The organism is Acinetobacter sp. 22323 (assembly GCF_052044895.1).
Taxonomy (GTDB): domain Bacteria; phylum Pseudomonadota; class Gammaproteobacteria; order Pseudomonadales; family Moraxellaceae; genus Acinetobacter; species Acinetobacter schindleri.
Genome location: NZ_JBQEOL010000021.1, coordinates 21,952 through 43,499, shown reverse-complemented (window position 1 = coordinate 43,499; position 21,548 = coordinate 21,952). Strand labels below are relative to the sequence as shown.

The 21,548-nt window shown below is 42.8% G+C and carries 20 protein-coding genes; 16 read left to right on the top strand and 4 right to left on the bottom strand.

Going from position 1 to position 21,548, the window contains the following annotated elements:
• Window positions 1–109: 109 nt before the first annotated feature.
• Window positions 110–3,943: a phosphoribosylformylglycinamidine synthase gene (purL, locus tag ACTJIX_RS12905; RefSeq protein WP_004815130.1), complete on the bottom strand. Its 3,834-nt coding sequence runs from the start codon at window positions 3,941–3,943 to the stop codon at window positions 110–112.
• 504 nt (window positions 3,944–4,447) lie between these two features.
• Here purL and ACTJIX_RS12900 point away from each other — a divergent pair.
• From ACTJIX_RS12900 to ruvB, 3 genes are all read left to right on the top strand, one after another.
• Window positions 4,448–5,788, top strand: a complete 1,341-nt coding sequence (locus ACTJIX_RS12900) for a deoxyguanosinetriphosphate triphosphohydrolase (RefSeq protein ID WP_004815127.1) — start codon at window positions 4,448–4,450, stop codon at window positions 5,786–5,788.
• A 117-nt stretch (window positions 5,789–5,905) separates the two neighbouring features.
• Window positions 5,906–6,508: a Holliday junction branch migration protein RuvA gene (gene ruvA / locus ACTJIX_RS12895; RefSeq protein WP_004815126.1), complete on the top strand. Its 603-nt coding sequence runs from the start codon at window positions 5,906–5,908 to the stop codon at window positions 6,506–6,508.
• Window positions 6,509–6,752: 244 nt separating this feature from the next.
• Complete coding sequence (gene ruvB, locus ACTJIX_RS12890; RefSeq protein ID WP_004815124.1) at window positions 6,753–7,760, top strand: Holliday junction branch migration DNA helicase RuvB; 1,008 nt, start codon at window positions 6,753–6,755, stop codon at window positions 7,758–7,760.
• A gap of 30 nt (window positions 7,761–7,790) precedes the next feature.
• On the opposite strand, the gene ACTJIX_RS12885 is transcribed toward ruvB, so the two are convergent.
• The gene (locus ACTJIX_RS12885; protein WP_004815122.1) at window positions 7,791–8,444 is read right to left on the bottom strand and encodes a hypothetical protein; all 654 of its coding nucleotides are present in this window, start codon (window positions 8,442–8,444) and stop codon (window positions 7,791–7,793) included.
• Between the two features lie 140 nt (window positions 8,445–8,584).
• Window positions 8,585–9,814 carry an acetamidase/formamidase family protein gene (locus tag ACTJIX_RS12880; RefSeq protein ID WP_005222795.1) on the bottom strand — a complete coding sequence of 410 codons (1,230 nt, stop codon included), beginning with the start codon at window positions 9,812–9,814 and terminating at the stop codon, window positions 8,585–8,587.
• Window positions 9,815–10,174: 360 nt separating this feature from the next.
• Between ACTJIX_RS12880 and ACTJIX_RS12875 the strand changes: the two genes are divergently transcribed.
• The 8 genes from ACTJIX_RS12875 to pal all read left to right on the top strand — a co-directional run bounded on the left by ACTJIX_RS12875 (window position 10,175) and on the right by pal (window position 17,799).
• On the top strand, window positions 10,175–11,512 hold the full coding sequence (locus ACTJIX_RS12875) for an amidohydrolase (protein WP_262478310.1): 1,338 nt from the start codon (window positions 10,175–10,177) through the stop codon (window positions 11,510–11,512).
• Window positions 11,513–12,252: 740 nt separating this feature from the next.
• Window positions 12,253–12,648, top strand: a complete 396-nt coding sequence (locus ACTJIX_RS12870; RefSeq protein ID WP_081409045.1) for a hypothetical protein — start codon at window positions 12,253–12,255, stop codon at window positions 12,646–12,648.
• Window positions 12,649–12,873: 225 nt separating this feature from the next.
• A complete protein-coding gene (gene ybgC / locus ACTJIX_RS12865) occupies window positions 12,874–13,281 on the top strand; it encodes a tol-pal system-associated acyl-CoA thioesterase (protein ID WP_004892182.1) in 408 nt (135 codons plus the stop codon).
• Between the two features lie 27 nt (window positions 13,282–13,308).
• Complete coding sequence (tolQ, locus tag ACTJIX_RS12860; RefSeq protein WP_004815111.1) at window positions 13,309–14,007, top strand: protein TolQ; 699 nt, start codon at window positions 13,309–13,311, stop codon at window positions 14,005–14,007.
• Window positions 14,007–14,456 (top strand): protein TolR, encoded by a 450-nt coding sequence (tolR, locus tag ACTJIX_RS12855; RefSeq protein ID WP_004815110.1) that lies wholly within the window; start codon window positions 14,007–14,009, stop codon window positions 14,454–14,456. The genes tolQ and tolR overlap by 1 nt, the downstream gene beginning before the upstream one ends.
• Window positions 14,457–14,459: 3 nt before the next feature.
• Window positions 14,460–15,698: a cell envelope integrity protein TolA gene (gene tolA, locus ACTJIX_RS12850; protein WP_440611512.1), complete on the top strand. Its 1,239-nt coding sequence runs from the start codon at window positions 14,460–14,462 to the stop codon at window positions 15,696–15,698.
• A 204-nt stretch (window positions 15,699–15,902) separates the two neighbouring features.
• Window positions 15,903–17,186 (top strand): Tol-Pal system beta propeller repeat protein TolB, encoded by a 1,284-nt coding sequence (gene tolB / locus ACTJIX_RS12845; RefSeq protein ID WP_440611514.1) that lies wholly within the window; start codon window positions 15,903–15,905, stop codon window positions 17,184–17,186.
• Between the two features lie 40 nt (window positions 17,187–17,226).
• Window positions 17,227–17,799, top strand: a complete 573-nt coding sequence (gene pal / locus ACTJIX_RS12840) for a peptidoglycan-associated lipoprotein Pal (RefSeq protein ID WP_004815103.1) — start codon at window positions 17,227–17,229, stop codon at window positions 17,797–17,799.
• A 78-nt stretch (window positions 17,800–17,877) separates the two neighbouring features.
• On the opposite strand, the gene ACTJIX_RS12835 is transcribed toward pal, so the two are convergent.
• Window positions 17,878–18,063, bottom strand: a complete 186-nt coding sequence (locus ACTJIX_RS12835) for an NF038105 family protein (RefSeq protein ID WP_004815102.1) — start codon at window positions 18,061–18,063, stop codon at window positions 17,878–17,880.
• A 181-nt stretch (window positions 18,064–18,244) separates the two neighbouring features.
• Between ACTJIX_RS12835 and ACTJIX_RS12830 the strand changes: the two genes are divergently transcribed.
• From ACTJIX_RS12830 to ACTJIX_RS12810, 5 genes are all read left to right on the top strand, one after another.
• Window positions 18,245–19,219 carry a class 1 fructose-bisphosphatase gene (locus ACTJIX_RS12830; RefSeq protein ID WP_440611511.1) on the top strand — a complete coding sequence of 325 codons (975 nt, stop codon included), beginning with the start codon at window positions 18,245–18,247 and terminating at the stop codon, window positions 19,217–19,219.
• A 51-nt stretch (window positions 19,220–19,270) separates the two neighbouring features.
• Window positions 19,271–20,047 carry a TrmH family RNA methyltransferase gene (locus ACTJIX_RS12825; protein ID WP_008302432.1) on the top strand — a complete coding sequence of 259 codons (777 nt, stop codon included), beginning with the start codon at window positions 19,271–19,273 and terminating at the stop codon, window positions 20,045–20,047.
• 168 nt (window positions 20,048–20,215) lie between these two features.
• Window positions 20,216–20,830: an RNA polymerase sigma factor gene (locus ACTJIX_RS12820; RefSeq protein ID WP_004815096.1), complete on the top strand. Its 615-nt coding sequence runs from the start codon at window positions 20,216–20,218 to the stop codon at window positions 20,828–20,830.
• A complete protein-coding gene (locus ACTJIX_RS12815; protein WP_004815094.1) occupies window positions 20,827–21,144 on the top strand; it encodes a hypothetical protein in 318 nt (105 codons plus the stop codon). The genes ACTJIX_RS12820 and ACTJIX_RS12815 overlap by 4 nt, the downstream gene beginning before the upstream one ends.
• Window positions 21,134–21,532: a DUF3106 domain-containing protein gene (locus ACTJIX_RS12810; protein ID WP_440611510.1), complete on the top strand. Its 399-nt coding sequence runs from the start codon at window positions 21,134–21,136 to the stop codon at window positions 21,530–21,532. The genes ACTJIX_RS12815 and ACTJIX_RS12810 overlap by 11 nt, the downstream gene beginning before the upstream one ends.
• Window positions 21,533–21,548 lie beyond the last annotated feature (16 nt).

Sequence of the window (21,548 nt, the reverse complement as noted above, 5' to 3'; positions counted from 1 at the left end):
TCATAATACAATTCAGCTAAATTCAACTGACATATGAAAATTATACAAAACGAGTTTTGGCAAATAAAAAAAGCCACCTTCCGGTGGCTTTCTCAACTCACTGATTTAATTAACCAATAAATTTACGAGCATTACGGAACATACGTAACCAAGCACCGTCCTGATCCCAGTCTTCTGGTTTCCAAGAATGCTGGATTGCACGGAAGTTACGCTCAGGGTGTGGCATTAGAATCGTTGCACGACCATCTTTAGAGGTCACACCAGAGATCCCTTCAGGCGAACCGTTCGGGTTCAGTGGATATTGCTCAGTTGCATTACCCTGGCTATCTACATAACGCATGATTACCTGGTTATTGGCATTCAACGCAGCAATGCTTTCAGCTGATGCAACCACACGACCTTCACCATGAGCCACAGCGATTGGCAGGATTGAGCCTTCCATACCTTCAAGCAATACAGAATGAGATTTCTCTACACGAACGTTTACGCTACGCGCTTCAAATACTTCTGACTTGTTGCGATGGAAACGAGGCCATGCATCCGCCCCTGGAATCAATGGAGCCAATTGAGACAACATCTGACAACCGTTACAAATACCTAAAGAGAAGGTTTCCTGGCGGTTAAAGAATTTCTCAAACTGGTCACGCAGTTGCTGGTTAAACAGTACTGATTTTGCCCAGCCTCCGCCTGCACCCAATACGTCACCATAAGAGAAGCCACCACACGTCACCAGACCTTCGAAATCATCCAGGCTGATACGGCCTGCCAGCAGGTCGCTCATGTGTACGTCAACTGTACTAAAACCAACTTTGTCGAACGCAGCTGCCATTTCGACATGACCGTTGACACCTTGCTCACGCAGAATAGCCATACTTGGACGACGTGAGTTAATGAACGGTGCTTCGATTTGCTCATTCAGGTCGAATGTCGGTTGAGCAATCAAACCTTTGTGCGCTTTGTCTGTAACTAATGCAAATTCTTGGTCCGCAGTTTCTACGTTGTCACGTAAACGTTGGATTTGGTGAGAAACTTCAGTCCAAGCTACTTGCAGATCAGCACGTTCAAGTACAAGACCGTTTACAGACAATTGGTCTGTATTGTTCACAGTACCAACTACGCTGATTGCATCTTTCAATGTAGATGCTGCAACTTCAGCTTGTAACGCTTCCCAATCTGCTTTCGCGATTTGAAGCACTGCACCAATTTCTTCAGCAAATAGACCTGCAACCGATTGTTCTTCTAATGCCACACCCAGACGTGAAGCAAACATCATTTCCGTAACAGTTGCTAGTAAACCACCATCACCGATGTCATGGTAAGCCTTGATCAGACCACGGTTGTTCCAGTCTTGAACTAGAGCAAAGAATGCTTTGAAGTCATCGAAGCTATCGACATCGGGAGTTACTGAACCGATTGCTTTGTAAACCTGAGCCAGGATCGAACCGCCAAGGCGGAATTGACCTTTAGACAAGTCGATACGTACCAGTACAGACTCAAGGTTTTTAAGCTCAGGTGTTAATGTTTTACGAACATCAGTGACTGGTGCAAATGCAGTGATCACGCCTGACATTGGAGAAGTGACAGATTTGTCTTCGCCTTCGTCATTCCACGTGGTACGCATAGACAATGAGTCTTTACCCACTGGAATCGCGATACCCAATGCTGGGCACATTTCCATACCAATCGCTTTAACGCCTTCGAACAATGCTTGGTCTTCACCCGGTTGACCAGCAGCAGCCATCCAGTTCGCAGACAATTTAATATCGCTGATTTGCTCAATCTTGGCAGACATGATATTCGAGATTGATTCAGCAACAGATAAACGCGCAGAAGCTGCTGGGTTTAACAATGCAACTGGTGGACGTTCGCCCATTGCCATTGCTTCACCAGTGTAACCTACAAGGCTTGTTGTGGTGACTGCAGCATCGGCTACAGGCACTTGCCATGGACCAACCATCTGGTCACGTGCAACCATACCGGTAATCGAACGGTCACCAATGGTGATCAAGAATGATTTAGAGGCAACAGTTGGGTTCTTGATAACACGATAAATCGCATCTTTCAGATCAGTCACTTTAGACGCATCAAAGTCGTCGCCTTTGCGTTCAGCTGTTTCGTATGAGCGGCTCATACGTGGTGTACCGCCAAGCATCACCTGCATTGGCATATCCACAGGCTTGTTGCCGAATAACGGATCTTCAACAGTCAAGTGACGCGCTTCAGTCGCTTCACCCAATACCGCAAACGGACAACGTTCACGTGCACAGATTGATTCAAATAATTCTAATGAAGACGGGCGGATCGCAAGCACATAACGTTCTTGTGCTTCGTTTGACCAGATTTCCATTGGAGACATACCTGGCTCAAGCGATGGAATCTTACGCAGATCAAGTACCGCACCAAGTTCGTGATCGTTCACAAGTTCAGGCATTGCATTTGAAATACCACCCGCACCCACATCATGTACAGACACGATCGGGTTGTGATCTTCCATGCGCCAGCAAGTATCAATCACTTCCTGACAACGGCGTTCCATTTCCGGATTTTCACGCTGTACAGAAGCGAAGTCCAGGTTTTCACCAAGTTTACCGCTGTCTACAGAAGACGCTGCACCACCGCCAAGACCGATCAGCATCGCAGGACCACCAAGAACAATCAGAAGATCACCTGGCTGGATTGCATCTTTTTCAACATGGTCTGAACGGATGTTACCGTAACCACCGGCAATCATGATTGGCTTATGGAAGCCTTTGACTTCACCATTTACATTTTGTTCAAACGTACGGAAGTAACCATTTAATGCAGGACGACCAAATTCATTGTTGAATGCGGCACCACCCAATGGACCTTCAATCATGATTTGAAGTGGAGATGCCATACGTGATGGTTTGCCGTAGTTTTCTTCCCAAGGCTGTTCAAAGCCAGGAATATTCAGGTTAGATACGGTGAAACCGGTTAAACCAGCTTTTGGCTTACCACCACGACCAGTCGCGCCTTCATCACGGATTTCTCCGCCTGAACCTGTCGCTGCACCGGCAAATGGTGCAATCGCTGTTGGATGGTTGTGGGTTTCCACTTTCATCAGGATGTGAGCAGCCTGGCTCTTGTATTTATAAACGTGTTGACCGTTTTCTTCTTGCGTTGGGTAGAAACGCTGAGTATCAAAACCAACAATCACGGATGCGTTGTCTTTATATGCTGACAATACGTCTGTTGGTGATTCTTTATAGGTATTTTTGATCATCTGGAACAATGACAATGGCTGAACTTCACCATCAATGGTCCATTCAGAACCAAAGATTTTATGACGGCAGTGTTCAGAGTTTGCCTGAGCAAACATCATCAGTTCGATGTCATTCGGGTTACGGCCCAGTTTAGTGAACGCTTCTGTCAGATAATCAATTTCCTGATCAGACAGTGCAAAACCAAACTCGTTATTGGCTTTTACCAGTGCTTCTTTTCCTTGACCCAGAATATCAATCGAGTTCAAAGGTTTTGGCGCAGTTTCGATGAATAGTGCAGCCGCATCATCAATTGCATTAAATACGCTTTCAGTCATGCGGTCATGCAAGACCTGTAATGCTTCTGTAGAAAGCTCTTTTACACCCTTCAGCGTAAATAAAACACCGCGTTCAAGACGATGAACCGGTGTATTACAATTCTTGAAAATATCAGTCGCTTTCGAGGACCACGGCGAAATCGTGCCGACACGCGGTGTGACTAAAATCTGGATTTCATCACTTGCAGCCTGGTGCAGTTCAAATGATTGACCATCGTTGAGAAGCTGTAAAGCGGATTGCTGTTGTTGCTCGTTGAGCGCTTGGTCAAAAAGATAAACAAATTGACTTTCTAGTGATTGAACAGAACTAATTGACGACAAACGCGAAAGTAGTTGAGTTTTCTTAAAAGAAGAATGTGCAGGTGCACCGGCAACGATAAACATGCTGATTTTGGCTCCACGGGATGGTCTTGTGAACCATGCCACAATGTGACTTGAGAGAGCGCATATTCTACTGTGAAATACTGGAATCAGCTAGTGAGGAATTAATAAATCTGATCGCTAAACTATCAGGATTTTTAAAATAATACTTTTATTTTCAGTTAAAAAAATTTAATGTAGTCGATTAGATTAACACATTTTCTTGCAGAAAAATCAAAACCGTTAAAGTTTTATTTTTAGTCGCAAAATTGTATTATTTTTCAACAACAAATTTATCTAGAATTAAACCTTCTTACTTGCTTCAGTGTGCCGAATACCTTAAAAAAACTCCCTTTATTTGAAAATAAATATTTCTTGTCGTCTATTGAAGTATCTCAATATTAAAATCATCTTTTAAAAACTCTTTACTCTTATCTCACTTTAAGACGGCAACTTATGTCGCAACTCCATATATTTTTAGCTCCATTTTTGGCATCATGCGTTAAAGAATTGATTGAATAATGATAAATGACTCAAATGCGTTGGCTGGAATTACTCTCCACTGTCCGTATTGGCAGCAAAAAGCAAAGTTCTGAACTGGCGCGTAGCCCGTTCCATAAAGACTATGATCGTATTATTTTTTCGCAAAGTTTTCGCCAGCTAAATCGTAAAACCCAGGTCCACCCTCTGACTCAGCATGATGGCATTCATACCCGTTTAACCCATTCACTGGAAGTGTCCTGTATTGGGCGTTCCCTGGGTATGCTGGCTGCGGAAAAAATCAAGGATCAGTTACCTCCCTGGATTTCTCCTGCCGATGTCGGTGCCATCATTCAGGCTGCCTGTCTGGCACATGATATTGGTAATCCGCCTTTTGGCCATGCCGGTGAATACGCTATTCGTGAATGGTTTGATGATGCCTCTCATACTGATTTCCTGAAAAACTTAAGTCCGGAGCAGGAAGCCGATGTTCGTCAGTTTGAAGGTAATGCTCAAGGTCTGCGCCTGCTGACCAAGATTGACTATCATCCTAACGATGGCGGTATGCGTTTGACCTATGCCACTTTAGGTGCTTACTTGAAATATCCATGGCTCTCTCAGACCATCGATCCTACTGGCAATACGCCAGCCAGCCATCGTCCGAAATTTGGTTGTTATCAGTCTGAAAAAGAGATTTTAAAAGAAATTGCTGAACAGCTTGGACTGATACAGCTGGGTGAATATCGCTACTGTCGTCATCCCCTAACCTATCTGCTCGAAGCTGCCGATGATATCTGTTATGCCCTGATTGATCTCGAAGATGGCATCAGTCTGAATATGCTCAGCTATGCCGAAGTAGAACCAGTATTTTTAAACTTGTTAGGCGATTATGGAACACCTTCCGAGATCGGGATGCCGGATACAACCTGGCAGCAAAAAATTGCTGCCCTGCGTGGTCGGGTAATGAAACGTCTGGTAGCTGAAGTCACGACGGCATTTGCCCATCACCAGCAGGAAATTTTGATGGGTCAGCTAAAAGGCTCATTGCTAGGTTATTGCAGTTCAGACATAGAGATCGGGATTAACCGGGCCAAAGAACTGGCGAGAGACAAAATCTTTGAACATCCGCAAAAAGCCGGTCTGGAAATTATTGCCCATCAGAGTCTGCAAACCATTCTGGATGCCTTTATTCCCTTAACCACACCCCATAAAAACCTGAGCTTTAAGGAACAGCGCCTGATGGCGATTCTGAACCGTTCAGGTGCACAGTTCCATGCAGATCATTATGACAATATCATGCAGGTACTGGATATTATTTCCAAGTTTTCGGATCATCAGGCTTATAACCTGGCTCAGGAACTGCATGGCAATAAAGCTGGATTAATTTAATGATTTACACGATTTGCTGATAATCTCGACAAATCGCAACTTTTTGATTTGCAGTATTTTGCCTTTGGCCCGAATGCTGACTAATATGCCCGTATTGAAATTGAGTATTTATAAAAAATGATTGGATGTCTGATTGGTGAAGTGCTGGCACTGGAAGCACCGACTGTTTTGTTGAATGTAAATGGTATCGGTTATGAAATTGATACGCCATTGACTACCTTTTGCCAGCTGCAAAAAGGCCAGAAAATTACCTTATGGACGCATCTGGCTGTGCGTGAAGATGCCCAGTTACTTTATGGCTTTATCAATGCCCAGGAAAAAACCATTTTCCGTACTTTATTAAAGGTGAACGGCGTTGGCCCTAAAATGGCACTTGGCATTCTGTCTACCCTGAGTGTAGAAATGCTGATTCATACCGTTGAACATGAAGATGTGAATACACTGGTGAAAGTGCCCGGCGTAGGCAAGAAAACTGCAGAACGTTTAATGATTGAATTACGTGACCGCTTTAAAGCCATGGCTTCAGGTACAGCATCAAGCAACTCTACCACTGAGCAAATTCAATTTACTGGCAATTCTGCAGTGGCAGAAGCGGAAGCTGCATTACAGTCATTGGGTTACAAACCTTTGGAAGCCCAAAAACTGGTTAATGCAGCCAAAGGTGATTTTACTGAAGCCAGTGATATTATCCGTGCGGCATTAAAGTCGATGAATAAATAATAGGAAAATGACTTAATGTTAAATAAGTTTGTTTATTCTCCTATTTTCAATACTTGACTAGCGACATGGATGTCGCTGTTAGATTGGGATATAGGGACATATCCTCAATCTAACAAAGGGTTTTGTTACTTTTGCCCTGTTAAAAGTAAGAGTATGCCTGCACAATGGCATAAAAATTCCAAGCGTATTTTGAGGCTATGACTTTATTCACCTCAAATAAACCATAGAGAAAGACTCAAAAGATATGCAAGACCGTCTCATCAGTGGTTCTGAAAAACCCGAAGATCAGTTTGATCGTGCGATTCGCCCAACCTCCCTCGATGACTACATTGGTCAGCCAGTGGTTCGTGAGCAAATGGAAATTTTTATCGGTGCAGCCCGTGGCCGTGAAGAAGCCCTGGATCACACCCTGATCTTTGGTCCTCCCGGTCTGGGCAAGACCACGCTGGCCAATATTATCGCGCGTGAAATGGGTGGTAACTTAAAGTCGACTTCTGGACCAGTTTTAGAGCGTGCGGGTGACTTGGCAGCCATGCTGACCAACTTAGAGGAAGGTGACGTTTTATTTATTGATGAAATTCATCGTCTTTCACCCGTCATTGAAGAAATTCTTTACCCGGCGATGGAAGATTACCAACTCGACATCATGATTGGTGAAGGTCCTGCGGCACGTTCGATTAAACTGGATTTACCGCGATTTACCTTGGTAGCTGCTACCACACGTGCAGGTTTGCTCACCTCTCCGCTGCGTGACCGTTTCGGGATTGTGCAGCGTCTAGAGTTCTATTCAGTTGAAGACTTAACCCATATTGTGAAACGTTCAGCGAGTTTGATGGATGTGCCAATGACTAATGAAGGTGCGCTTGAAGTTGCTCGTCGCTCTCGTGGTACACCACGTATTGCCAACCGTTTACTCCGTCGTGTGCGTGATTATGCTCAAGTCAAAGGTACAGGCGAAGTCACTCAAGATATGGCACAACGTGCACTTGATATGCTGAATGTGGATAAAGATGGTTTGGATACGCTCGACCGCCGTTATTTGTCGATGCTGCTTGAACGTTTTGATGGTGGTCCTGCCGGTGTTGAAGCGTTGGCTGCAGCGATGGCTGAAGATTCAGGCACGTTGGAAGATGTCATTGAGCCGTATTTGATTCAGCAAGGGTATGTCATGCGTACTGCACGTGGTCGTATAGCAACTAATATGGCGTATTTGCAGTTTGGGTTGACACCACCTGAACCGAAAGATAAGTGATTTTAAAAAGCAGCTTAGGCTGCTTTTTTATTAATCTTCATAAATAAGTTTAAGTTCATCATTCAAATAGTTTTGCACCAAAATTTCACTCACTTTAAACTCTTTTATCCATTGATCAAGACTTTCACTCAAAGCTGGTTCATGCATATTGGCAGTATATAGACTCCAAGAAAGTAATTGCATTCTTCGAAAATGTTTATTTAATTCTTGTGCATGTCGATTTTCATTCCCTAGATATACTTTTAGACGATTGATAGAACTTTGATAATTATTAAGTACTATCTTGAAATCACCATGATGCCTAGAATGAAAAAAATCATTAAATTTCTGTTGTCGTATCTCATTAATCCCTATTTCAATTTGGTTTTGTATATTTCCAGCCAAGTAAAGATTATCACTCACTAACTCTTTTATTTTATCCAAAATATTATTTCTATTTAATATTTTCAGTTCTCTAATCTTTAACCTTTCTTGTTGCTTTACGAGATTTTTATTAGAAACTATTTGGCTTTCTGTTGATTTCTTCACAATATATATAGTAATTAAGAATCCTATAAAGCTAATAAGAGCTGATGCTATAACACTAATTACAACAACCCAATCTGTCGAATGCTGCAAATCTAAATATACTTTCTGATCTTTAGGCTGTTCTAGTACCAAAGCTTGTTTTTCTTCTATTGCCACGTTATCCCCTTTCTTATTTAAAATCGACTAATAATTCTTTATATTCTAAACACTTTCAAATCGTGACAAAAGAAAAAGCCAACTGACCATGTCTAAATCAGTTGGCAAAAGCACAAACCTTTTTCTAAGTTTTATTCTGCTTATTTTTCTTCTTTCTTAAACTCCTTAAAGTCCGCTTTACGAATCATGGCATGAATCCCTTTGGTTTTATCGACCACTTGAGACACCTCAAAATCCGTCGCAGCGCTTAAATACGCATAGGCAATTTCTTCTGAAATCCCATATTCATCAACCAGAAAACGTACCGCTTCACGCGTTGATTTACGCATCGCTTCATCAAGGTCTTCATCTAAACCTGGTGTAATCCAAAACTCATCATTTTCACCCAAAGGCTGCTTCAACGATTTACCTGGTATCTTGTCACTCCCCGCTTTTAATACCGTAATTTTAAAGGTCGCACGTGCAGAACCTTCAAGTGCGGTCAATGCGACCTCACCATCACCTTGAACAAAATGACTATCACCCGTATAGAACAACGCACCCGGTACTTGAACTGGATAGTAAGCCGTTGCACCTGCGGTTAAATCATTAATATCAATGTTACCGCCATAGAACGATGGTGGCACAGAATGCACAGGGTCGCTCGTATTTGGTGCAACACCCATCGTGCCCATAAATGGATTCAATGGGAAACGAATTGCTTTGCCTGACTCGGTTTTTAAAACGCCTTCCCAAATACCCTCTTTATTCTTTTCAATTGGAGTAAAGATGGAAACATTGCCATAGGCTTCTGGGTTTGCAGGCGATGCATGATCATGCTTTTGACGCTTAGGAAACTCAGGCAATGTGCCTTTGCCATGGCGGTTCGAAATCACACCATACGGCACACGTGGCTCAACCTTTAAAATCTCGACTTTTAAAATATCACCTGGCATCGCATCTTTAACATAGACAGGTCCGGTAATAATATGTGGACCGTCTTTATGGAAATCGTGTTTCAGCTTTGAACCTGTAATTAGTTTCGCTTCAGGCAAAATATGCTCAGGTTTCACACCTTTAGAAGTGAAATACTTTTCAGCATCACGCCCTTGGTCTTCAAGCAAGCCTTCATGCGAAACTGTATCAAAGGTAATAGTGCTGCCCGATGGAATGGTCAACACAGGTTTGGCATCTTTGTTAGGTAAATAGCCCCAAGTGATGGTATTCAAGGTGCTTGGAACATAATAATTCCCTTTATATTCCCCACTTTTGAGTAAGACTGGTTTACTTTCAAGCTGTTTTAAAATTTTAAAATCTTCAGCTACCGCATGTGCAGAAATAAAAGAAAAGCTTGCTGCAACAGCAAGAGACAAAGCTAAAGGTTTTAACATATGTTCAAATTCCATGAAAAATTAATGCAAGCGAACTTCATGCAATCCCAATGCCAATCTGGTACATACCCCATCATAAATATTCAAAATTTAATCATTTGATCGATCTATACTTCTTTGAATAAATTTCAATATAGAAAGCAGGTATATGAAGAGAGAAAAACCACATGTCCCTGTGATACATAAAATTACAATAAAACTTACTGAATAATTTCCTTAAACAGCAAGGTAACTCCCTCTTTATACCTTAGAAGTATTGACTATATACCGTGCAGGTTTTGGTTAATTTAAAGCCAGTATGCCATTCTAGAATATCCTTTTAACCATCTCCGATTCTTAAGGTTCTCCCCAGATATGAATATGTATAAGCAGCTTTGTCTTTGTCTTCCACTTGCGTTTGCCAGTCAGATGAGTCTGGCAGACTGGATTGATAATTCTGTGCAGAAAGCTGAAGCTCATACCATCAAATTACACCAGCATATCCACCAACACCCGGAACTAGGCAATATGGAATTTAAAACCTCCGAACTGGTGCAAAGGGAACTGAAGACCTATGGTATTGAAGTACGTAAAGGCTATGCCAAAACCGGTGTGATTGGAGTTTTGAAAGGTGCAAAACCGGGTCCAGTCATGGCCCTGCGTGCGGATATGGATGCCTTACCCATCCAGGAAACTGCACCTGTGCCTTTCGCCAGCAAGCAAAAAGCGATTTATCAAGGCAAAGAATCTTATGTGATGCATGCCTGTGGTCATGATGCACATACTGCCATGCTCCTAGGGGCAGCCAAAGTTCTGGCCGCCAATAAAGATAAAATTGTAGGAACAGTGGTGTTTGTATTCCAGCCAGCTGAAGAAGGTGGTGCAGATATTGATAATTTCACCCATGGCGATCAGATTGGCTCACGTAAAATGATTGCCGACGGTGCCTTGAATAATCCAAAACCTGAAGTGATTTTCGGGATGCATGTAATGGCAGGTATGCCGAGTGGCAATATTTTCTATAAAGATGGCGCGATTTTGAATAGTGCCGATCATCTACGTATTCAGGTGAATGGCAGTCAGGTACATGGTTCCATGCCTTGGGCAGGGAAAGACCCGATCTATGCTTCTGCCCAGATGGTGACCAATTTACAAAGTCTGATCAGCCGTAAAGCCGACCTGACTAAAGGGATGGGCGTGGTCAGTATTGGCAGCATTCAGGGCGGTACAATAGGTAACGTCATTCCAGATCAGGTCAATATGGTTGGCACCATCCGCTCCAATAGTGAAGATGTGCGTCAAGGCATTTTAAAAGACTTGCCGAAAATGCTGGAACACAATGCTGCTGCCAACGATGTCAAGGTCAAGGTTGAAATTTCTCCCTATGCACCGGTCACCACCAATGATAAAATTTTGACTGAATTGATGCGCCCGACATTGGCGAGTGTGCATGGCGAAGATAAACTGCATGTTTTAGACAACAATGCTAGCGCTAGTGAAGATTTTGCTTACTATGGCCAGCTGATGCCATCCCTGTTTGTGTTTGTTGGAGCAACACCAGCCGATCAGGATATCAAGCAGGCCGCACCAAACCATAACCCGAATTTCATTGTGGATGATGCGACCCTGAAAACCGGTGTAGAAAGTCATGTTCGCTTTGTCCTCGACTACCCGAAAGTAGCTGAACAGGTCCAGGCCAACTGGAAAAAGAAAAAATAATCTGATGTATCCAAATGAATGAGTTTTGGAACTCATTCATTTTTTCATCTTTCTATACAACACTTTTTTATCTGTTCTGATTTAAACATCAGCTCTCTTCTCTTATATTCCGGAATAATCATAGGTAGATATTTACCGTACTATTTTCAGCTCCCCTTAGAAAGAAAATCAGTCTATGAACTTTTATAATAAAAAAACAGATCAAAGCAATTAGAGTTTAGTGTTTAAATCAGAACAGGTGATTTACTTACCTTTTGCTAGTGATTCTTAATGTTGTTCAATTAGTTTAATTAAAAACTGTATAAAATGAGATTAATTTATTTTAGCTATTATTTAATAGCATGCCATTCATCTATTTAAAAGCTGTCTAAATAACTTGTATTTTCAAATATATTTTTGCTTCAATACCTCCTCTCTTATCGTCTAATATTCAAGCATGTTAAATATATTATAAGATTTAAAACTTTAATTCTTTATTACATATTATGCTTACTCTTTACCGTTCGCTACAAATCCTCTCTCTGAAGATATTGATCGGTCTATATAAACCTTTTAAATTAAAAAATGAGAAGCAATACTCACTTAAAATAAAAAGTGATTAAAATTCTTCAGAAAAAATATAAAGCTTAAACTGTCTATTCTGATTAAATTTTCTTCCATACATCCTTTTCAAAATACAAATAAAAATCAGCAGATAGGCATTCTAAGACTATAAAAAAGTATTCAATGAGGATTAAGTCATGAAAGTGTTCTTATTGGCGACCTGCGCTATTTTATATCCAGTAATAACTTCTGCCCAAGATGTCTGGGAGTGCAATAATGCAATTTTACAAAGTCTTTGCCCGCATCCAAATTGTATTAAAAACCCATCTAGTTCTTCACCAGATAAATTAACAATCTCAGTCAATCGTCATAAACATGTCTCCATCTGTGCCGAAAATGCCTGCTGGAATGGTGAAGCTTCAGTGACTTACGTCAACGCTCAACCCCTACTTCAACTTCCTCAAATTCGCTGGGTAGATCGTGATCACCCTCATAACAGTCCAAGTTATGTACTGTCCATAAACCGCGATACGCAATCCATTTTCTTTAAAGGCGACTATGACAATCATCCAGTTCAATGTAGGACTGTTTAAAAATTAATTGATTAGTTCTTATCGCTAGCGGTCTCTCTAATACCGCCCCTACAGGTAAAATTTTTCACGTCTTTGAAATCTTGTGCCATTGGTCAAAAAAGTCAGTATGCTAAACTGCCCAGCCTGATATCACTTGACTTGTAGCCTGATTTTGGCAAATTCTAAGCTCAAAATTAGGTGCAGAAAGCAGCATTAATCTGCATGTAAAACCAATGGAAAAGCATTATGGCGAATAAATTTGAATTCAATATCCGCGTTTATATTGAAGACACAGATGCGGGTGGCATTGTCTATCACGCCAATCATATTCGCTTTATGGAACGTACACGTACCGAATGGCTGCGTGCATCAGGCATCAGCCACTACTGGCATCAAAAAGATTACAATTTTGTTGTACATAAAATTAACGTGAAATATTCGCGTCCTATTATGATGGATGACTTAATTACCGTCACTGCAAGTGTCGTTTCACTTAAAGCTTCATCTTTTGTATTGCAACAAAATATTTATCGTGGTGAAATCATGCTTGCATCGGGTGAGGTAGAGCTGGCCTGTATCGGCGCTGATATGCGTCCACGTCGCCTACCTGATGAAATACGCGACCTGATTCGAAAAGAATTGGAACAAGATTAAAAAAATGAATTGGCACATGTAAACACTATGGCAACCGAGTTAGCATCATCCCTACAAGTATCAGATCTTATTTTACAAGCAAGCCCTGTCGTACAACTGGTTATGCTGTCTCTTTTACTGGCATCTCTGTATAGCTGGTATCTGATTGCCAAGCTTTACATGGGCTACAAAAAAGCACAGGCTGAAGATGAACATTTTCAGAAGATCTTCTGGTCTGGTGCTGAACTGAATACCCTTTATAACAATGCTCAGCTGAACTCTAAACGTACCGGTCTGGAAGATATTTTCTATCAGGGCCTGGGTGAGTTTCTTAAACTGAAAAAACGCAATGCCTCTACCACCCAGTCGATTGAAGGCACTGAACGTATTCTGCGCGTGGGCTTAAGCCGTGATCAGGGTAGCCTGGAAAATGGCTTAGGTGCCTTGGCCAGTATCGGTTCAGTTGCGCCTTATGTCGGTCTGTTCGGTACAGTCTGGGGCATCATGAATGCTTTCATTGGTCTGGCAGATGTGGATCAGGTCACGCTAGCAACTGTAGCGCCAGGCATTGCGGAAGCTTTAATTGCAACCGCAATTGGTTTATTTGCTGCCATTCCAGCAGTATTGGCATTCAACCATTACACAGCTAAAGGTGAAGCAGTTTATTCTGATCGTGCCCTGTTCGCAGAAGAAATGGTGGCCCTGTTACAACGTCAGTCACTTGGCCAGCCTCAGGACAATGACTAATGGCTATTCAACGTTCAGGACGCTTTGAGCGTATTAAAAAACCACTGAAAAGTGACATGAACGTCGTGCCTTATATTGACGTGATGTTGGTGCTTCTGGTGATTTTTATGGTGACGGCACCTATGATTACTACCGGTATTAAGGTTGATTTGCCACAAGCCAATAGCAATCCAATTCAAGCTGAGGACCGCCCTGCGATCGTGACTTTAGAAGCAGATGGTACGATTAAATTAGAAGATAAAAATCACGCAAATGATGTGTTAACGCTCGATGAATTAAAAACAGTCCTGACCAATGCACAAAATGAAGCACAGACTGCGAACAAACAGCTTAGCGTTTTGATTAATGGGAGTGAGACTCGTCCTTATGGCGAAGTCATGAAACTCATGTCTGCCCTACAGGATGCCGGTCTCGCACAAGTCGGCTTGCTTACCGCCCCTATAAAGTAATTTATGAAAGATTTCAAAAAGCCACCCTCTAAGCAGAAAGTGCTTGCGATTGGATTCACGATTGGAGTCCATACAGTCGCTTTGGTGGGATTACTTTATCTGGGGATGAGCAAACCGCCGGAACCGCCAAAACAGATTAAAACTGTACTGGTAAATCCTGAAGACTTAAAACCGGTCACACGTGAAGAAACCGAGTTTGATGAAACTGCCCATGAAAATGTGGCAGAACAGATCACGCAGACTGCTGAGCCTACGGAAGCAGCCCCAGTAATTCCAACTGCTACCCCTCCAGTGACGCCACCGGCACCAAAAGTAGATACTCAAAAGGCCGCACAAGAAGCGAAAGCCGCAGAAGCTGCACAACGCAAGGCTGAACGGCAAGCCGCAGAAGCAGCAAAACGTGCTGAGGCTGCAGAACAGGCCAAGGCAGCGGCTGCTAAAGCAAAAGCCGATGCTGCAAACAAATCAAAAGCTGAACAAGAAGCTGCCCGCCGTGCAGAACAGCAAGCTCAGCAGAAAGCAGTTGCTGCAGAAAAAGCAAAACTAGAAGCACAAAAGCGAGCTGACTTAGCAGCTAAACAGCAAGCGGATGCACAGGCGAAAGCCAAGGCTGAAGCTGCTGCTAAGGCAAAAGCCGATGCTGCTGCGAAAAATAAAGCTGCCGCTGATGCAAAAGCGAAAGCTGATGCCGAAGCAAAACGTAAGGCTGATGCTGCCGCGAAAGCCAAAGCAGATGCCGCTGCCAAGGAAAAATCGGATACCGCTGCAAAAGCGAAAGCCGATGCTGAGGCCAAACGCAAAGCAGAAGCAGATGCTAAAGCTAAAGCGGATGCCGCCGCCAAAAATAAAGCTGCTGCCGATGCGAAAGCTAAAGCGGATGCCGAAGCTAAAGCACAGGCTGAAGTTGAAGCAAAAGCTTCTGCTGCTAAACAGGCTGCTGAAGAAGCTGCCCAGAAAAAAGCTGAAGTAAAACGGATTGCCTCTACAGCAAAACGCGACTTTGAAAATAAGATCAAGCGTGCCTGGGATACGCCTACTGGTTCTTCCGGTCAGAAAGCGACTGCCCGGGTTACCTTAAGTGACAGCGGTTCTGTGGTTTCTGTGATCGTGAATGCTAGCGATCCGGACATGAAAGCCAGTGTAGAAGCCGCAGTTCGTGCTGCTGCACCTTACCCGATGCCATCTGATCCAGATGCACGGCGTGAAGCCCGGAGTTTCACCTCTACCTTCACTGCACAATAAAAATTTAAGCCATAATCTGAAAAACAGTTATGGCTTTTATTTTTTTAAGTTAAACTTCAGCAAAAAGCGGCAAAATAATATTCACTTTTCACAGTGTTATAACAGTTTGATCATTGCTGAGTGGTTTCATTCAGCCAAATTCATGCGATGATGTAACGCAATCATATTCACAATAAATCCGTTGATTTGAGTAAATAACGAATGATGGAAAAAACGCGCAAACACTTACTCTGCCTTGCCATATTCGCTGCGCTAGGTACACTGACTGCAACACAATCACAGGCGCAACTGCATCTTGAAATTACCAAGGCCCCTGAAGCAGCTCCAAAGATTGCGATCGTGCCATTCAATCAGGACCAGAGCATCTACCCGATTGTGGAAAATGACCTGAACCGTTCTGGCAAGTTTACTAGTGCTTCAAAAAACCTGCCAGCAACAGCAACCCTGAATAATCCGAATGCGGATGCCTGGGCGGCTGCAGGTGTACCTTATGTGGTAACAGGCTCATCCAAAACCAATGCTGATGGTTCTTATGAAATTCAATATCAGCTCTATGATATTGAGAAAAAACAGTATCTATTGAATGAACTGTTAACAGTACCGGCTACACGTACCCGTCAAGCTGCTCACATGATCAGTGATGCCATTTTCCAAGCATTGACCGGTATTCCGGGCGATTTCAGCGGCCGTATTGCCTATGTACTGCGCAATCCTGCGACACCTGATCAGCGTTATACCCTGCAGATTGCTGATACCGATGGTGAACAACCAAAAACCATCCTGACTTCACGTGATCCAATCCTGTCCCCAGCCTGGACACCAGATGCGAAAAAGATTGCCTATGTTTCATTTGAAACCAAACGTCCGGCAATTTATCTACAAAATCTGGCAACTGGTCAACGCGAAAAATTGGCCAGCTTCCGTGGTCTCAATGGTGCGCCAAGTTTTTCCCCAGATGGCAAGAGCATGCTATTTACAGCTTCTATGCATGGCAATCCTGAAATCTATGAAATGAATCTGGAAACTCGCCAGTTAAAACGTCTGACGAATGACTCAGCGATTGATACTGAGGCGCGTTATGCACCAGATGGCAAATCTTTTATTTTCACCTCTGACCGCGGCGGTTCGCCACAGATCTATCGTTATGATTTTGCCAACAGTGCAACCAAGCGTCTTACTTTCCGTGGTGCTTTCAATGCTCGCGGTACTTTAAGCGCAGATGGCAAAAAACTGGCATTGGTTCACCGTCCAAGTGGCAGCAATTACAAAGTTGCCATTCAAGACTTGAATTCAGGTGTGAATAATATCCTCACGCCTACCAGTCTGGATGAATCACCAAGCTTCTCACCAAATGGTCAGATGGTAGTCTATGCAACACGTGAAGGTTCACGTGGATTGCTATCGATTATGTCACTTGATGGTCGTTTCCGTATGAACCTGCCAAGTGAACAAGGTGAAGTTCGTGAACCAGCTTGGGCACCTAAATAATCCATTACTTCAACATACTCAAAACTTCATGGAGATGAAGATGAAAAAAGTACAATTATTCGCACTTCCATTACTGGCTGCTGCACTAGTGATGACTGGCTGTGCCAGCCGTAAACCGGCAACACAAACGCAAACTGGTGAACTTGGCACAGGTTCAGCAACAACTGTCGACACTCAAGGTTTGAGCGAAGATGCTGCACTAAATGCACAAAGCATGGCTGGTGCATCTTCTAAAGGTGTGACTGCTGAAAATAAAGCTTATCTGGCAAAACGTGTGGTGCACTTCGACTATGACAGTAGCGAACTGTCAAATGACGATCTTCTTACCCTGCAAGCCCATGCCCAATTCCTGATGGCAAATGCCAATTCACGTGTTGCTTTGACAGGTCACACCGATGAACGTGGTACACGTGAATACAACATGGCACTTGGTGAACGTCGTGCCAAAGCGGTAGAAAGCTTCTTGATAACAACTGGCGTGAATGCAGGTCAACTTGAAGCGGTGAGCTATGGTAAAGAAATGCCAGTGAATCCAGGTCATGACGAAAATGCCTGGAAAGAAAACCGTCGTGTAGAAATTAACTACGAAGCGGTTCCACCACTACTCAAATAAAATTGCCGGAACTGTTCTCAGTTCTGCAAATAAAAAAGCACTCATTGATGAGTGCTTTTTTTGAATGCGAAAAATATTTTAGTGCTGAGCTTCTTCGTCCTCGGGATGCTGCATCGACTCAATCATGTCGTGTTTATTGAACTCTTTATACTCCGGCTTAGCCTCATAAGCCTTCCAGGCTTCCTTCATCTTATCTTCAGAAATTTCATCTAAATTAATGGCTTCGCTCGGCGTAGGAGTCGCATCAAACTTTAATGTTGTCATATTTGTGCTCCTGAACCTATGTTTTCCTTTTAATCAACATAGCATTTTCTAGCGGACTTGCAAGTGTAAAATCATAGCAAATAGTCTCAGTTTAATTTTTCTTTTACCACGTTCTCATCTAAAATATAGCCCAATTACATTTTTATCATTCTGATAAATTTTTATTCGGAGTTTTTCTGACATGTCTTACCTAAGCCTTTCCCAATTTTTACAGCAAAAAACTGGGAATCTCACACCTGAACTTGCACAAGTGATTGAAACAATTGCAAATACATGTAAGACAATTGATCAAGCACTGCAAAAAGGTGCATTGGCTGGCGTATTGGGCAGTGCTCAGCATGAGAACGTTCAGGGCGAAGAACAAAAAAAACTGGATGTCATCTCTAATGACTATTTGATCGATGCATTAAAAGTTCATCCAAATGTAGGTGGCCTGGCATCTGAAGAACTGGATGAGTTCACTCCTGTACAGGAAAATGGTCAATTCCTGGTATTGTTCGATCCACTTGATGGTTCAAGCAATATTGATATCAATATGTGTGTTGGCACCATCTTCTCGATTTTACCTGCTAAAAATGCCCTAACTCAGGCAGAAGACTTCATGCAAGCGGGTGTTAATCAAGTTGCAGCAGGTTATGTATTGTACGGTCCATCTACCATGATGGCGCTGACTGTAGGTGCAGGTACAATCTTTTTCACTTTCGATCCAGAAACCCAGGAATTCCTGCTGACTTCTGAAAATATTCAGGTTGCTGCAGATACTAAAGAATATGCAATTAATGCATCAAACCAACGTCATTGGGAAGAACCTGTAAAACGTTATATCGATGAACTTCTTGCAGGCAAAACTGGTCCTCGTGAAAAAGACTTTAACATGCGCTGGGTTGCATGTATGGTAGGCGATATTCACCGTATCCTGTGCCGTAGCGGTATCTTCATGTATCCATATGACCTGAAAGATCCGAAAAAAGCTGGCCGTTTACGTCTGATGTATGAGGCAAATCCAATGAGTATGTTGATGGAACAGGCAGGTGGTGCATCTACGACTGGTCGTGTTCGCATTCTTGACATCCAGCCTACTGACTTACATCAGCGTGTTCCAGTGATCATCGGTTCGAAAAATGAAGTTGATCTTGTCACTAGCTACCATAACTAATATTTAAAAACGGCAGTTGGCGTTCTACTGACTGCCGTGGACTTCTCTCCCATGCCAACGATCTTCCTTGAATCTAAAGATAATCCTAAAATTAAGCACTTGCGTGGCTTGATTGAACAGAATTCGTATCGAAAAAAGCAAGGACAAACTGTGCTTGAAGGCACACACCTATGTCTTGCATGGCTTCATGAAAGCAAGAAAATCAATTCTATTTTCACCACCGAACATGCCCTGCAACATCCGGACTTTGAGATCATTTTACAGAAATACACCGGTATCGTTTTCGTTATTGGTGAATCTTTATATAAAGACTTAAGTACATTAGGAACTTCGATTGCCTGCATGGCGATCGTGGATATTCCAAGCTCTAGCCAAGCATTGGATTACACCGCAGACACACTAATTCTTGAAAATGTTCAAGATCCGGGCAATGTTGGTACCCTGCTCCGCTCAGCTGCTGCGGCTGGCATTGATCAGATCATTTGTACCAAAGGTTCTGCATCGCTCTGGTCTCCACGGGTATTACGTGCAGGAATGGGTGCACATTTTTCTTTACAGTGTTTTGAAAATGTCACTTTAGAAGAAGTGCTTAATAACTTTAAGATTCCTGTTTATGTGACCAGCTCTCACCGTTCTAGCAGCTTATATAGCAAAGATTTGCGTAAGGCCTGTGTATGGATTCTGGGCAATGAAGGGCAAGGCGTTTCTGACTATGCACTGGAACATGCCGAAGCAGTTACTATCCCTCAACCAGGCGGTCAGGAATCACTGAATGTTGCCATTGCAGGTTCAATCTGTTTCTTTGAAATGGTCCGTCAACGTATCTGATCACACATTTAAGTTACTTTATTTTATTTCTCAGCGACCTGCATAAAAAATAGATTACACTAGAAAAAATAATCAAGTGTAATGTCAACCAAACCATTATTTTCAACGTTATATAGATATGTACTTGAAAATAATGGTGGGTATCCAATGACAGGATTTTCCATCTCTATGGATTTAGCGCCAAAACAGCTTCAGTCGCAAGATGCCAGTACTCTAAAGAGTACAGCTGAGTCACGCCTGAAGAATTTTATGCAAGACGTAACGGGTCGTGCATTGGTGATGATGGAAAGTGCAACCCAAAGCCAGCATGGCATTGCCATGGATCTGGTCCAGGAAGCGTTTATTTCCCTGCATAAATCCTATGCAGATCGATCCACTGAAGAATGGTATCCCCTGTTCTACACCATTTTAAATAATAAGTTACAGGACTGGCGACGTAAAGAAATGCGTCGTAATCAGCCATTTTCATTTTTTAAAAAAGTTCAGCTCGATGACGATGATGCCGAACTCAATGATGTCGTCGATGAAGCAACGCCATCCCCATTAGAGTTTCTGGATCAAGCCGTTACAGCTGAAGAAATCCAGCAAGCCATTGCCCAATTGCCTGTTCGTCAACAACAGGCTTTCATGCTTCGTGCATGGGAAGGTTTTGATACGCATACCACCGCACAAATTATGAACTGCAGCGAAGGCAGTGTGAAAACTCACTATCACCGTGCAATCCAGGGTCTGCGTGCCTCACTTGCACATTTAAATCCATTTCTGGGAGGGTCATCCGAATGAATCAAGATGATTTCTTAAAAAAAGTAACTTCCAAACTTGATGGTATGGCACAACAGCATAAGGACAAACCTGTTGTGATGAACCGTGTTCTTGAAGAAATTCAGGAGACCAAGCATTCTCGTTTTGCATTCTTCAAAATGTCAGGTTTTGCACTTGCAGCTGCCATTGCAGGTATTGTTGTTTTACCGAATGTCGCTAATCAAGAGGAGCCTCAAACCCAAGTCGTGTCCGTACCTAAGCTTTCACCCCAAATGGTTGAAGACTTGGAAATGTTAATGGTTTTAGGTGAGGACCAGGTTCCACATGGCAGCTAAAAAACTCGCACTCGCATTTTGTGCATTCGGCTTTCTTCAAACCAGCTTTGCCGGATTTGAGCGCTTTTGGATTTTTTCCGAAGATGCTGATACACAAGTCAATGAAACCTGGAATAGTCTTTCAGATGCAGAACAGGTCGCTTTAATTAAGCGTTATCAGACATTAAAAGAACTTCCTGCAGAGCAAAGCGTAAGCTTACAACAGCGCATGGACTGGTTTACCCAACTGCCCGAAGCTGAAAAGCAAAAGATGCGCGAAACCTGGCAGAAAATGAGTTCTCATGAACGCAAAGAGTTAGCTTCACGTATGCAAAAAGCAACGCCTGAACAACGCCCTGTGATTCGTGAAGAATATTTCAACAAACATTTGATAGTTGCTGAAAACTAACTCTCCCAGCCCGACT